We start from the raw sequence: 14,269 nt of genomic DNA, 5'->3' as shown, positions 1-14,269 counted from the left end.
CCACATTAGTTCGAACCGGCGGTGCCGCACGGAAAGGCCCGGCAAGGAACCCCGCGAAAGGTCTGAGCCCGTTCTCCCAAGCGGCAGCCGGACACTCGACTTATCGCGAATCGGGCGAAACCGCCCCGATCAGCCGCTCCGCACCATCGACGACGACGAGCACGCCGGAGGCATCGCTGGAGCGCGACGCGCCCGTCAATTGATCAAAGGCACTGATGGTGCGGCCCGCGTCCGACCTTACCTGCCGGGACTCGAAGACGACCGTCACGCTTCCCGAGTTCGGCCCCGACACAAACCGCCAGAACAAGCGGCTCCCGTCCGCCTCGAGATCCGAAACTGCGATTGACTCGCCCGCGTCCAAGAGCCAGCGCCGGATCGCAAGTGCCCGCCAGGTCACGAGCATTTTCGCGTCGTCGCTGTCCGGATTTGCGAGCGCCGCGCGTGCGAACGAAGTCCAATCCCCACTCCAAGCGCTTGTGATGCGCGATAGCCGGTTCCGATGTTCGGGCCAATCGACCGGACGCCGGTTGTCGGGATCGACAAGCGACAAATCCTGACACTCGCAGCCCTGATAGAAATCCGGCACGCCCGGCCCGAGGGCTTTGAGCAGCACCCCCGCGAGAGACTGCAGCCCCGCGCGACCGCGCGTTTCACGGGCGAGCGATCGCAGCGACTCACGCACGCCGCGGCATTCGGATGACCGCGCCAGCTTGTCGATGAATTGATCGCAGGCTTTTTCGTACACCTCGACCGGGTCGAGCCAACTCGTTCGCAACTTCGCTTCTTTCGATGCCTTGCGCACGTAGGCCTTGATGCGATCAACAAGTTCTGGAACAGGCTTTTGTTCCAGCGAAATCAGTGCCGCCGTCGTGTGCAGGATCAGCATCACATCGGTCGGGTTCGGTGCGATTCCTTCGGGAAGTTGAGCCAGCCGCGGCTCGAGCGCGGCGCGCGCCGCGCGAAAGGTCTCGACAACCAGATCGGACAAGTGCGAGAGCGCCGCGATGCGCGCACGCGTGTCTTCGCCTCGCTTTGTATCGTGCGTCGCCGTGGCGTTCAGCGCGCGGGGCGAATGCCTCGCACGATCCGCAAAGAACCGCGAAGGCGCCGCGTCCATCAACTCCGGTTCGCACCCGACGTCATTGAGCGCCGGCATCGACATGTCACGGTAGAGCGCCGTGTCCTCCACTCCCTTTGCCGCGATCGGCCCCGTGAGTTGCTGCCAGGGAATGAGAAATTTCAACGCCGCCCGACGCGCCCCGCCCGAATCAAACGGCGGCCGCAGCGTCCAGAGCGTGCCCAACTCTCGCAGCGCATTTGCTTCCGTCTCACTCGCGCCCTCCGAAGCCCTCGCAACCGCCGCATCGACAAATCCCGCGTCGGCTCCGCTCATGCCGCGCTCATCTCCGTATGTTCGATAGATGCGGAGCTGCGAGCAGATCGAGATCAGCCCGCGCCGGATCGTCGCCTCATCCATCCGCCGATCCGCGGCGTGCAGAGCATCGCGCGCAAGCTCCACGATGCGCATCACCTCAGTGCGGAACAACTCCGCCGCGGCAGCCTTGCACTGCACCCGCAGCGCCTCGAAGTGCTCCGGCGCAGCGCCAACGCTCACAGCATCCGCGCGCAGCTTCTCGAACCCTTCCCGATCGACCTGAAGCCGGGTCGCTTCCGCAAGGAACTCGTATCCGGTCGTTCCATCGACCTGCCAGTCTTCAGGCACCTGTTCCGACACCCCGAGAATCTTCTCGATGAGGACCCACGGCTGCGCACCGCGCGGAGATATCTCGAGCAAGCGCTGCCGAAGGTGCAGGCAATAGTCGTGCGGATCGGCAAGTCCATCGACGTGGTCAACGCGAACCCCATCGATCTGTCCAGCGCGAACCAGAGCGAAAACCCCGGCGTGCAACTCCTCAAAGACGTCAGGATTCTCCATCCGCACACCGGCGAGATCGGCGATGTCGAAGAAGCGCCGGTAGTTGATCTTCTCAAGACCCGTGCGCCAGTACTCAAGCCGGTAGTGCTGGCGATCGAGAATCTTCGCGAGTGCCTCGCCTCGCAGCGACTCAAGTGTACCAGAAATCGTTCCCTCTCGCAAGGGGAAAAAGCGATCGAAGTAGCGGAGCACGGGCACGCCCTGAACCGATTCGACTTTGAGCTCGTCGCTCGCGATCGCTTCGTCGAGCGGTTTTCCGAGTACCGGAAGAACAACCTTGTCATCCGCGGCACTCCACGCAACTTCAAAGAACTTGTCGAAGCGCGAGCCCTTTCCTTCCGCGAGGAGCCCGCGCCACCACGGATTGGCGAAGTGTGTCGCCATGTGGTTCGGCACAATGTCGATGATGATTCCGAGGTTCCGTGAGCGCGCGATGCGAACGAGTTGCTCGAACTGTGATGCGCCTCCCAGCTCCGCGCGGATACGGGTCGGGTCGGTCTGGTCGTAACCGTGCGTGCTGCCCGGAACAGCTTCAAAGATTGGTGACAAGTAAAGATGAGAAACGCCGAGGTCCGTGAGGTACGGGACGACCGCCGCGGCGTCGGCGAAGCCGAACGACGGCGTCAACTGAAGCCGATAGGTTGCCCCCGGCACGGTCATTCGATCACTCTCAGTTCCTGGCACGCCTGTCGATAGACATCGAGCCATTCCCGGTCGCTCGGCGAACCGGAATCGGCGTGTCGCCGATGCCCGGGCGCGTCCGGAGCGATCCGCTCGATGATCGCTTCCTGCATCGGCCAGACATCCACATTGAACGGGAGATTGGCAAGGAATCGCGTCAGGCCAACGATCCCCCTGAGTGTCTCGATCGTGAGGATCACCGGTGATTCCTGGCTGACCACGCGATCCATCGCGCGTCGAAACGCGTGCGCGATGGTGGGCTCGTCGAGTTCGATGCCTTCGCGCCGGGCTTCTTCGACCAGTTCCGACGCGCGGCTCACATCGAACACGGGCTGCTCGAGCAATTTGCGAATGGCCTGGCTGAGAACAAACGCGCCGACAAACTGGATGCGGCGCGGCACGGTCAGGTTGACGCTGCGGAGGAATCGGGCGAGCGGCGCGTGCTGCTCGTAGATGTTCTGATACGACGCATCGATCTGCGCGAGAGTCGGTTCGAGGATCTTCCGGACAACGGCGTGCTGTTCATCGCGGAAGAGCGACGTGATGTTGTACGACCTGTTTCCGAATTCGCGATCGAGTGCGCGGATGACCTCCGAAAAATCGGCGGTGTCGAACGCGCGCTCAGCCTGCGTGACCACTTCGGCAAATGACTCATCGCCCCGGAACAAGCGGATGCCGCACGAGGTGTTGTGGTCTCCCAGGTGCAGCGCGCCGTAGCTGAGTTGCACGCTTTCTTCGGTGATTCGCGAGCGGAACGAGGCGTGACCAACGACGAGGCGGGTGCGTCCCGCGGTGAGCCTCTTCTCCGTACCGGGCTTCACTTCGTAGGCGTGGAGCGATTTCGAGTCGCCCTCGAACATCCGCTGGAGCGCGTAGTGCGCGCCGACCCTCATCAGATCGAGTATTGCGGGCCGAACGCTCTTCTCGTAGACAACCTTGCCGTTCGGATACTCCTTCATGCTCCCTTCGGCCTGCTCCAGCCGGTGCAGAAACTCCGCTTCGAGCTCGAGCCGCAGCGCCTGTCGCGCGAGCTGCACGACACGCGCGCCGTACTGGATGACCTGCACCGTTTCGATTCCGGCCACGTCATCGAAGAACCACGCGCAGCTGGTGTACATCAGCATGGCGTGGCGCTGCAATTCCATCAGCATGATGGCGGTCGTCCGCTCGCCCTCGCTCAGCGGGCGCGCGGCGTGCTTCGCGATGAATCGGTCCAGGCACTCGGAAGACCGATCGAGAATGACCTCGATGTAGCTCTCTCGCGCGGCCCAAGGGTCTTTGAAGAGCTCTTTCCCTTTCTTCTCGAATTCGGCGGCGATCGAGTCTCTCAACCAGTCGAAGGCGCTCCGTAAGGGCGCCCGCCAGCGCTGGTGAAAGCCCTGGCGGCCCGAATTGCATCCGCAATCCGATCTCCATCGCTCGATCCCGTGCGCGCAGCTCCACGAACTGTTCTCGTGAATCCGCGCCTCCCATTCCGGCGGGTGCTTCTCGAGAAAGAGCCCGTAGTTGATGAAATCCACCCCGGGCTGGCGTTCGATGCGCTCGAATGCCGCGGCGAGCGCCATCTCGCCGTGACGGTGATGGTGGCCGTAACTCTCTCCATCGGTCGCGATGTGCATGAGTTGCGGATGCCCGCGATCGCCGTTGATCGCACCGAGCAGCCGATCGGCGAAGCGGTCGCCGCTGTTGAGGAGCCCCTCGAACGCAACCCCCTGCGAAACGGGTCCGTCGTAAAAGAATGCGACGATCGACCGCCCCGACGGCAGCGGAATCTTGTACGCCCGCGTGGGGTCCACTCCATCGTGCACGGCGTGCCAATCGGGTTGACCGATCGGTCGGACCGAATCGCATTGACGCGGCGCCATGATCGTGAAGCGGATCCCGCCTTCTGCGAGCGCTTCGAGTGTGGCAGTGTCCGCCGCGGTCTCGGGCATCCACATCCCTTCGGGCCTGCGTCCGAACCGGTGCTCGAAATCGCGAATCCCCCACTGCACCTGTGTGCGCCGGTCGCGATCGTTGCACAGCGGGAGGATCGCGTGGTTGTACCCCTGCGCGAGAGCGGAACCGTGCCCGCCGAATCGTGCCATGCTCTGGCGATCGCCCTCGAGGACGCCGGCGTAACTGCGCGGCGCGCTCTCTTTCATCCACGCGAGCAGGGTGGGCCCGAAATTGAAACTCATCCGCGAGTAATTGCTGACGATCGCCTTGATTCGCCCTTCGCCGTCGAGCAGGCGCGCCTTGGCATTCGTGGCGTAGCACTCGCGCGTAATCCGCTCGTTCCAATCGTGATCCGGATAGGCCGATTCCTGCATCTCGACGGCTTCGAGCCACGCATTTTCGCGGGGAGGCTGATAGAAGTGCCCGTGGACGCAGATGTACTGACTATTCATTCAGGCTCCGATTGCGAGACAAGGACGATCGCGGACTTCGCCGGAACAGTTATCGACAGCGCTTTCTCGGCGGGTTGTAGCGCCGCTTCTGCGCCCGGCGGATTCGGCTTCCGGCTCCAATTCCTTGATGCGGTATCCAAGGCGATGCGCCACGAGATCGACGGTGGGACACGCTCCGCGGGCAAAGTCCAATTGCACGGCCCCGCCCCGAAGTTGGCCGCGACAACGACCCTGGCCGGCATTCCGTAGAACACCGCCAAACAGCCCTTGTCCTCCCAGCCGATTGCATCGGCGCTGGCCGCGAGACTCGGAATATCGAGTTCGCGGCGCAATCGGAGCAATTCGCGGTACATCGCCAGCCGGGGCGATGCCACGCGCCGGCTCCAATCGAGCTTGGAGCGTTCGAAGGTCGCCTCGTCCTGCGGGTCGGGCGGCTCCGAGCCATCGTGCAATTCCGCAAACTCGGCGCGCCTCCCCTTTCTCACCGCCTCGATCAGACCCGGATCGGTGTGGCTCACAAAGTATTGAAACGGTGCGACCTCGCCGTATTCCTCACCCATCCAAAGCAGCGGAGTAAAGGGAGACAAGAGCACCATTGCCGCGGCGAGCTTTGCGCCATCTTCCCCGGCGGACGCATCGAGCCGGTCGCCGTGCGGCCGGTTCCCGACCTGATCGTGATTCTGCGTGAACACCACCAGTTTTCCGTGCGGAACGTCTCTGCTCCAAGCGCCGTGCCGCCGGAGATGACTCGACGAATACTCGCCTGTAAAGACAAAGCGATCCCGCACCGCCTTGGCGATCTGATCGACCGAACCAAACGGCTTGTAGTAGCCGCGATTCTCTCCGGTGAGCGCACACCGGATCGCATGGTGGAAGTCGTCGTTCCAGCACCCATCCAGGCCCGCCCCGCCTCGATCCGCCGACCGCACGAGTTTCGGATCGTTATCGCTTGATTCCGCGATCAAGAGCGCACGCCGACCGATTGCCTCCGCGGCGTCGTGCACGCGCTCCGCCAATTCCTCGATGAATGTCTTGGCGGTGTGATCGATGATCGCGTGCACCGCATCGAGCCGCAGTCCGTCGATACCGCAGTCGATCACCCAGTGCAAGGCGTTCTGGATGAAGTACTCACGGACTTGATCCGACTCCGGACCGCCGAAGTTCAGTGCTGCGCCCCACGGAGTCTGGTAGCGATCGGTGAAATACTGCCCAAACTCAGAGAGGTAGTTCCCTTCCGGTCCGAGGTGGTTGTAGACCACGTCCAGAATGACCGCCAAGCCGCGGCTGTGGCATGCGTCCACCAGTTTGCGCAGCCCGTTCAGGCCTCCGTACGACCATTGCGCTGCAAAGGGACCGACGCCGTCGTACCCCCAGTTCCGATTTCCGGGGAATTGCGAAACCGGCATCAGCTCGACCGCGGTGATCCCCAGGTCGCGCAAGTCATCCAGCCGCGCAATCGCGGATTGAAATGTCCCTTCGGGCGTAAACGTCCCGGTGTGCAACTCATAGATGACGTGATGAGCGAGCGTGGGATTCTGAAACCCAAGCGCCCGCGGCACCGTGACCCGCTCGACCATCGAAGGACCGTGGACCCCGAATGGCTGGGCGCGCGATGCCGGGTCCGGACGCAGGCGGCTGTCCTCGAATTCGAACTGATAAAGCGTTCCGGGCGGCGCTTCGGCGACAATGGAGTGATAGCCGAGTTGGTCCCGCTTCATCCACTCGCTTCGTCCGGCATCGGGCAGGTGCAGCCCCAAGCGCATCGCCTTCGGAGCCCAGACGCAAAACCGCGTGAGAGTCTCGCTCTCCGGAATCGCCCCCAATCTTGGCAGCTCGGTCTTCATGTCGCAGTCTTCCGTCGCGCCCGACCGCCGGATATCCGCATATCCGCCAGTTCACGGATCGTACGAGTTGTTTCTCGGGACTCGACAATCTCGTTCAGCGACTTTCGGGCTCGGCGCCGCCAATTGGGATACTCCGTGGAAGTGCCCGGAACATTCTGAGGTCTTCGCTCACCCCACAAATCTTCCAGATTCACGAGCGTGATCGGAGACGATCCGCGTGCCTGCCGTTTCATGAGTGCCAGTGCGACGTTTCGTGCTCCCGCCCTTCCGAGCGCTTTGCCTCCGAGTTGAGACACGACGGCACGCTTCACCGCCGCCCGTTCTCGCCGTTCTCGCTTCACCCCGGCGCTATTGATCAACCCGAGCTTCCTTCGGAGCCCGATGTCGTCTCCGTTCCAGAATCCTGCAAACGTCGGCGTATCGTGCGTATTCAGACTCGCGAGCGCCCCCACCCCCGCCCCCGCCTCCATCCCCGCTCCCGTCCCATCCTTCACGCCGGCGTTCGAAGCGTCGACGATCGCCACGCGGCCGCTGCCCAGGCAGAACTGCTGGACGTGCATACCGAGCATGCCGCGGCGGCGCATCATGACGCGAATCTTCTCCGGCACCGTTCCCAGGTCTTCCCCGACCACGATCGCGCCGGCACGCGCGGCTTCCGTCATTACGACCGCGAAGAGTTCGTTCGCGGGGTAGTACAAGTAGGCGCCGCGCGCGCCTCCGAACCCCTGGGGCACGCAATACATCCGCAGCAGCCCCATCACGTGATCCACCCTGAGGACTCCCGATGCCGAGAGCATGCGGCGCAGCACCTCGCGCAAATAGGCGTAGCCATCGGCGCGCCCCGTCTCTGGGTGCATCGGCGGGAATCCCCAGACTTGCCCGGCGGTGTACATCGTGTCGGGCGGCGCACCCGCTGAAACTCCTTGGAGAAACAGTTCCGGACGGCGCCAAACGTCGAACCCTCGCGGATGAACGCCGACCGGAAGATCGAGATAGAGCGAGTGCGCCTTCCCACCCGCTCCGAGATTCGCCATCTGCAGGTTCGCCTGAGCCTGCGCGTAGAGAAACAAGTCGGCGACAGATCGGCCGCGCGCCGAAAACGAGCGCTCGCGCGCGGCTCGGAAATCCGAGTACTCGCGCCCGATGCGCCCCGCGCCGGTCTCGATCTCTTTCCATCGCGCGCTCGAACGGCGTGCGACCCTTGACATTTCCGACAGGAGTTGACGGACAAGTCCCCAGCTCTTGCGATAGTCGACCCAATCGCCCCGGCGCGCGGCCAGCACACGCCTCTGGAAACCGGCCGATGCCGCGACCCGTTGAACTTGTGGAGCGCCCCACTCCGGACACCTGGCGAGGTCGAGAAACAGTTCGCTCCAACAAAGCCTGCTGATCGGCGCGTACGGGCTTGGATCGAATGGGGTATCAAGAAACGACGGGAAGAGCGGCAGCGTGCCGACGATCGGGCTTCCCGCGCTGCTCGCCCAGCGCACAAGTTCTTGCAAATCCGAATAGGTGCCGACGCCAAAGCCGGTCCGCCCGCGGATGGAATGTATCGGCAGAAAGACCGCCAGATGCCGGCCCGCGCGACGCACCGATGTTGCGAGGCTCGACGGAGCCGAGATCACATGAAACTCGGCCAAGCGTTTGCCACCTTCCAGGCGGAGGCGATGCGTTCCGAGCGGCAGCTTCTCTTTGAATCTCAGACGGATGCCGCCGGGCGCCAGCGCCGGGCGCGCCGAAGAAAGCCTGTCGTGCGAATCTTCGATCGATAGCTCGGCACCGCGCGGCGTGCGAGAGTCCTTCCAAGGGAGCATGATCTCATGGGCACCGGCACGCGCCAAGACAACTCCCGGCAGCTCTGACTTCACGCGCACCGCCGCCAGGCATTTCAGGAGCGCCTCAAGAACCTCGACAGAGACATTCTTTCGCGTGCCGAAGGCATCGACGTAGTGGTCTGCAATGCCCGCGACACGAGCGGCCCTTTGAAGGCTCCGCTTGTAGTCAGGCACGCGTTTCACCTTCTCCCGGCTTGGCCTGAGACGTGGTCTGGGGTGTGAGGATCAGCGCCCCGAGAGGAGGCAGATTCAGCGTGAGCGAGCGGGGAAATTGCCGGAACGGCATGGGCGACGCATCGACCGAACCGTAGTTTCCGACCCCGCTGCCGCCGTATTCGATCGCGTCGGTGTTGATCGTCTCGTTCCACCGATCAAAGCCGGGCACGCCCACACGGAAGTTTGACCGGGGCACCGGAGTGCAGTTGAAGACGATCAACGCCACGTCCTCGGCACGCTTGCCTTTTCGCAGGAATGTGAGCGTGCTGTTTTCGGCGTCGTTCGCGTCGACCCATTCAAAGCCCGACGGCGCGCAGTCGCCCTCGTGGAGCGCCGGGAACCTGCGGTACGCGGCATTCAAGTCCGTCACGAGCCGCTGAACTCCGTGGTGGAGCGGCTGATCGCACAGATGCCAGTCGAGACTCGAATCGTGATTCCATTCGGCCCACTGCCCGAATTCGCCGCCCATGAAGAGCAGCTTCTTGCCCGGCTGCGTCCACTGATTGGTGAGCAGGAGCCGCAGATTTGCAAACCGCTGCCACGGGTCGCCGGGCATGCGCGTCAGCAACGACCCTTTGAGGTGCACGACTTCGTCGTGCGAGAGCGGCAACATGTAGTTCTCGCTGAACATGTACACGCCGCGGAAATTGAGATCGTTGTGGTGGTAGCGACGATGGATCGGTTCACGCTTGAAATAGCGGAGCGTGTCGTGCATCCATCCCATGTCCCACTTCATTCCAAAACCAAGGCCCCCGATGTAGGTCGGGCGTGAGACCATGGGCCAGGCGGTTGATTCTTCCGCGATGGTCTGCACATCCGGAAACGAACGGAACACCTCGGTGTTGAACTGGCGGAGAAAGTGGATGGCCTCGAGGTTTTCCCGGCCACCGTGTTCGTTGGGCACCCATTCTCCCTGCTTGCGTCCGTAATCGAGGTAGAGCATCGACGCGACCGCGTCCACGCGCAGTCCGTCCACGTGGTACTTCTCGAGCCAGAAGATCGCGCTCGAAATGAGGAATGCCCGGACTTCGTGGCGGCCGTAATTGAAGATCGCGCTCTTCCAATCGGGATGGAAGCCCTGGCGCGCGTCCTCGTGCTCGAACAAATGGGTGCCGTCGAAGTACGCGAGCCCGTGCTCGTCGTTGGGGAAGTGCGAAGGCACCCAGTCGAGAATCACGCCGATCCCCTGCTGGTGCAGATGATCGATCAGGTACATGAAGTCCTGCGGCGACCCGAAGCGGCTGGTCGGGGCGAAGTAGCCGGTGGTCTGATATCCCCACGATCCGTAGAACGGATGCTCCATGATGGGGAGGAATTCCGCGTGCGTAAAGCCGGTGCGTTTGAGATACTCGGCGAGCTTCGGCGCGAGTTCGCGGTACGTCAGAGAGCGGCCGTTGTCCTCGGGAACGCGCATCCACGAACCCAGGTGCACCTCGTACACGCTCATCGGTGAGGTGAGTTTCTGCTTGCTCCCCCGCGACTTCATCCAGGCGCTGTCGCCCCACGTGTAGTCGAGGCTGCGCACCACGGAACCAGTCTTTGGGGGAGTCTCGTGCTGGAATCCGAACGGATCGGCCTTGTCCACGGCGTACTTGTTGTGGCGGCAGGAGATGTGGAACTTGTAGGTGGTGCCTTCGGTCGCCTCGGGAACGACGGCTTCCCACACTCCGGTCGCGCCGATCGGCTGCATCGGATTCCGGCCTCGATCCCACCCGTTGAAGTCGCCGACCACGGAAACGTATTGGGCGCTCGGCGCCCAAACGGCGAACGCGACGCCGCCCTCGGGCAGCAAATGCGCGCCGAGTTTGTCGGCGAGGCGATAGTGAGTTCCTTCATTGAACAGGAACTGGTCGTCTGCGGTGAATCGAGACGCCCGCTCGGGTGCAACCCGCGTTCGCGCCGCGGGACTGACTGCCTGCTTGCTCATGCTGCACCTCCTGTGCTCGGGGTTGCGCCGCCCGATGCCGACTTGGGCTCGAGCAGCTGCCGGACTGCCCGGAGAGGAATCTCCAGCCAATCCGGACGCGAATTGAGCTCGTATGTGATCTCGTACATCGCTTTTTCGATCAGCCAAACGTTCAGCAGCAGCCGCCGGCTCGCCGGATCCGATCCGAGGAGCCCGGGGCAGGTGCGATCGACTTCCGCTGCATAGGCGGCCGTAAAGACCCGCGACATCCAGGCGCTCCAGGCTGCGGCCGCGCGATCGAGCGACGCCTGCGCCGCCTCGCCACCCGAGACGACATCGACCTGTTTTTTCCAACCGGCGCGTGCGGCATAATCGAACGAGCGGATCATGCCTGCAACGTCGCGCAGGGGCGAACGCTTCAATCTCCGCTCACCGATCGAGCGCATCGGCTCGCCTTCGAAGTCGATGATGACAAAGTCGCGCCCCGTCCACAAGACCTGGCCGAGGTGGTAGTCGCCGTGCACGCGGATGCGCGAGCCGCTCAGCGTCGATTTGCCCAGCCCCTGCACGAATGCGAGCAACCGTTCGCCCGAACCCGCGATTTCCCGGGCCAATTCCGCGACACGGGGATTCCCCGACGGGATCGCGCGCTGGAGCTCCGCCAGCCCGTTGCGGATCGTGTTGCGCATCGACTGGAAGAGCGAGCGCTGATACATGAGCGTGAAGGGTTCTGGTGTGAATGCGGGGTCGCCCCGATCGTCGGCGAGTGCCGCGTGCATCTGCGCCGTTCGTTCTCCGAGCAGGCGCGCCCCCTGGAGCGGCTCGGCGAGCAGTTCCGCGAGCGCGGCCGGCGGGATCGCGGGTTCGAACGGATCATCCGGCGGGAGCACGAAGAGGCGGTCCGCGTCGCTGGCCGTCGCGGCCGCGCGCTCCATGAATTGCTCCACGCGCCCGAGAATCCACTGCCAGGCATCCCCTTCACTGGCGATGAGGTTGAACACGACGGCGAGCGTCCGCTTCTTTCCGGCGGTGTCGGCAAGTTCCACCGCGCCGGCGAGCGGGGCCACGCCTCCAAACCCGACCTTGCCGGTCAGGTGCCGCCCGATTTCGAGTTCGGGGTTCTCCCCTTCCTGCACGCGCCGATACATCTTCAGCATGTACTTGTCGCCGAAGAACACCGTCGTGTTGCTCTGTTCGAGCTTGGGCATCCGCACCGGCAACTCATCCAATTCCTGGGCCGAAACCGATTTCTCGATTCTGGTCCCGAGGAGGCGCACGCCGTCCGAACCGACACGCTGCTCTCCCATCGCGACGCGCAGGAGCGTGCGGGCGAACTGCACTTCGGTCATTCCGTCGATGAGCTCGTGCTGCATCTCGCCGCCGCTGCGAATGCGCGCGATCGCGGCGGGCGAAGAGCCGTCGGCCGGCGTCGGCTTGATGGCCAGCGGGATCGCGTAACTCTCCGGCTCGCCGCTGCTGAACTCGCACTTTGCGAGCATGATCGAGGCCGAGCCCTTCGGCAGGCCGCCGACGGGCAGAAGGAGTTTGTCCGTGATTCTCACTCCGCGGAGTGTCCGTGCCTTGGACGCGAACCACCGCTTTTGCTGAAGAAGCGAGGGGAGCAGTTGTTCGAGGTCTCGCGGCAGACTGTCCGACAGCAGAGCCTTTTCTGCCGCTCCGGAGACTGCGATTTCCCGCAAGTCCGGGGCTTGATCGCCCGCCGCGGCCGAGGCCTGCGTTTTCACGAGTTCGAACCAGCAGAAACCGTGCGGCCCGAGCGACATGAAGAATGGATCCTTCCCGATCACCGGGAACTTGATCCGCCCGAACATTTCCACCGGCTGGAGCCCCTCGAATTCCGCCAGCGCCACGGAGAACGGCTGGACAAACCGCGACAAGTTGGCGACGACGAGCACCGTGCTTTGCTCGTCCTTGCGGATGTACGCGAGCACGCGCGGATTGTCCGGCTGGACAAACCGCATCTCGCCACGTCCGAAGACGGGGTAGCGCTTGCGCAGCGCGATCAGCCGCTTCATCCACCACAGCATCGAGGATGGATTCCCCTGCTGCGATTCGACGTTGACCGTCTCGTAGTGGTATTCGGGATCGATGATCGCGGGCAGGAACAGCCGCTGCGGATTGGCGCGGCTGAAACCCGCGTTGCGGTCGGCGCTCCACTGCATCGGGGTGCGCACGCCGTCGCGATCGCCCAGGTGCACGTTGTCGCCCATGCCGATCTCGTCGCCGTAGTAAACGATGGGAGTACCGGGCATCGAGAAGAGCAGGCCGTTCATCAATTCGATCTTGCGCCGGTTGTTCGAGAGCAAGGGAGCCAGCCGGCGCCGGATGCCGAGGTTGATCCGCGCTTCCACATCGCTGGCGTAGACGCGGTACATGTAGTCGCGTTCTTCGTCCGTCACCATCTCGAGCGTCAACTCGTCGTGATTTCGGAGGAAGACGGCCCATTGACAGGTGGGCGGAAGCGCCGGTGTCTGATCGAGAATGTCGATGATCGGATAGCGATCCTCCATGCGCAGCGACATGAACAGCCGCGGCATGAGCGGGAAGTGGAACGACATGTGGCACTCGTCGCCCGTGCCGAAGTACGCAACCGCGTCTTCGGGCCATTGGTTGGCCTCGGCGAGCAACATGCGGCCCGGGTGGTGCGTGTCCACGTGCTTGCGGAGCTTCTTCAGGAACGCGTGCGTCTCCGGAAGGTTTTCGCAGCTCGTTCCTTCGCGTTCATAGAGGTAGGGAATCGCGTCGAGGCGCATCCCGTCCACACCCAGATCCATCCAGAAACTGCAGGTTTTAAGCACGGCCTCCTGCACGGCCGGATTGTCGAAGTTGAGATCGGGCTGGTGGCTGTAGAAGCGATGCCAGTAATACTGGTGCGCCACGGGGTCCCACGCCCAGTTGCTGGTCTCGAAGTCTTTGAAGATGATCCGAGTGCCCGAGTACTTGTCCGGTGTGTCGCTCCAAACATAGAAGTTGCGCTCGGGGCTGCCCTTGGGGGCGCGCCGGGCGCGCTGGAACCACGGGTGCTGATCCGAGGTGTGATTGACGACGAGTTCGGTGATCACCCGCAGTTTGCGGCGATGGCACTCTTCGATGAAACGACGCACGTCCGCCATCGCGCCGTACGAAGGATTCACGCTGGTGAAATCCGCGATGTCGTATCCGTCGTCGCGCAGGGGCGAGGGATAAAACGGGAGCAGCCAGATCGCGGTCACGCCGAGATCGGCCAGGTAATCCAATTTCGAGATCAGGCCGTTGAAGTCGCCGATGCCGTCGCTCGTCGAATCGCAGAACGATCGCACGTGCAACTGATAGATCACCGCGTTCTTGTACCAGAGCATGTCGGACGCTTCGGCGCTGGCAGCGCGGCTTCGCCGGCGCGGCGATCCCGCCAACGAGTCAACGCGGGTTTTGCTCACCGTCCGGCCCATGAAATTCTCCGG

The 14,269-nt window shown here is 63.4% G+C and carries 6 protein-coding genes; all 6 read right to left on the bottom strand.

All coding sequences use genetic code 11. The features are described from left to right. Positions 1-100 precede the first annotated feature (100 nt). The 6 genes from treY to treS are packed head-to-tail and all read right to left on the bottom strand — an operon-like array spanning position 101 to position 14,257. Positions 101-2,596: a malto-oligosyltrehalose synthase gene (treY, locus tag KF691_07070; protein MBX3389203.1), complete on the bottom strand. Its 2,496-nt coding sequence runs from the start codon at positions 2,594-2,596 to the stop codon at positions 101-103. Next, positions 2,593-5,007, bottom strand: a complete 2,415-nt coding sequence (locus KF691_07065; GenBank protein MBX3389202.1) for a DUF3536 domain-containing protein — start codon at positions 5,005-5,007, stop codon at positions 2,593-2,595. Before KF691_07065 ends, treY begins: the two co-directional genes overlap by 4 nt. Then, entirely contained in the window at positions 5,004-6,851 is a 1,848-nt protein-coding gene (treZ, locus tag KF691_07060; protein MBX3389201.1) for a malto-oligosyltrehalose trehalohydrolase, read from the bottom strand. Before treZ ends, KF691_07065 begins: the two co-directional genes overlap by 4 nt. Then, on the bottom strand, positions 6,848-8,860 hold the full coding sequence (locus KF691_07055) for a 4-alpha-glucanotransferase (protein ID MBX3389200.1): 2,013 nt from the start codon (positions 8,858-8,860) through the stop codon (positions 6,848-6,850). Before KF691_07055 ends, treZ begins: the two co-directional genes overlap by 4 nt. Next, the gene (gene glgB / locus KF691_07050; protein MBX3389199.1) at positions 8,853-10,829 is read right to left on the bottom strand and encodes a 1,4-alpha-glucan branching protein GlgB; all 1,977 of its coding nucleotides are present in this window, start codon (positions 10,827-10,829) and stop codon (positions 8,853-8,855) included. The genes KF691_07055 and glgB overlap by 8 nt, the downstream gene beginning before the upstream one ends. Then, positions 10,826-14,257 carry a maltose alpha-D-glucosyltransferase gene (gene treS, locus KF691_07045; GenBank protein ID MBX3389198.1) on the bottom strand — a complete coding sequence of 1,144 codons (3,432 nt, stop codon included), beginning with the start codon at positions 14,255-14,257 and terminating at the stop codon, positions 10,826-10,828. The genes glgB and treS overlap by 4 nt, the downstream gene beginning before the upstream one ends. Between the last annotated feature and the right edge of the window lie 12 nt (positions 14,258-14,269).

Source organism: Phycisphaeraceae bacterium (genome assembly GCA_019636555.1).
Classification (GTDB): Bacteria; Planctomycetota; Phycisphaerae; order Phycisphaerales; family UBA1924; genus JAFEBO01.
Note: the sequence above shows the minus strand (reverse complement) of the source record. Positions and strands in the feature narration are given on the sequence as shown.

Coding starts and splice junctions, on each gene's coding strand:
- glgB (MBX3389199.1), bottom strand. CDS start 10,829: ATGAGCAAGCAGGCAGTCAGTCCCGCGGCGCGAACGCGGGTTGCACCC.
- treZ (MBX3389201.1), bottom strand. CDS start 6,851: ATGAAGACCGAGCTGCCAAGATTGGGGGCGATTCCGGAGAGCGAGACT.
- treS (MBX3389198.1), bottom strand. CDS start 14,257: ATGGGCCGGACGGTGAGCAAAACCCGCGTTGACTCGTTGGCGGGATCG.
- KF691_07065 (MBX3389202.1), bottom strand. CDS start 5,007: ATGAATAGTCAGTACATCTGCGTCCACGGGCACTTCTATCAGCCTCCC.
- treY (MBX3389203.1), bottom strand. CDS start 2,596: ATGACCGTGCCGGGGGCAACCTATCGGCTTCAGTTGACGCCGTCGTTC.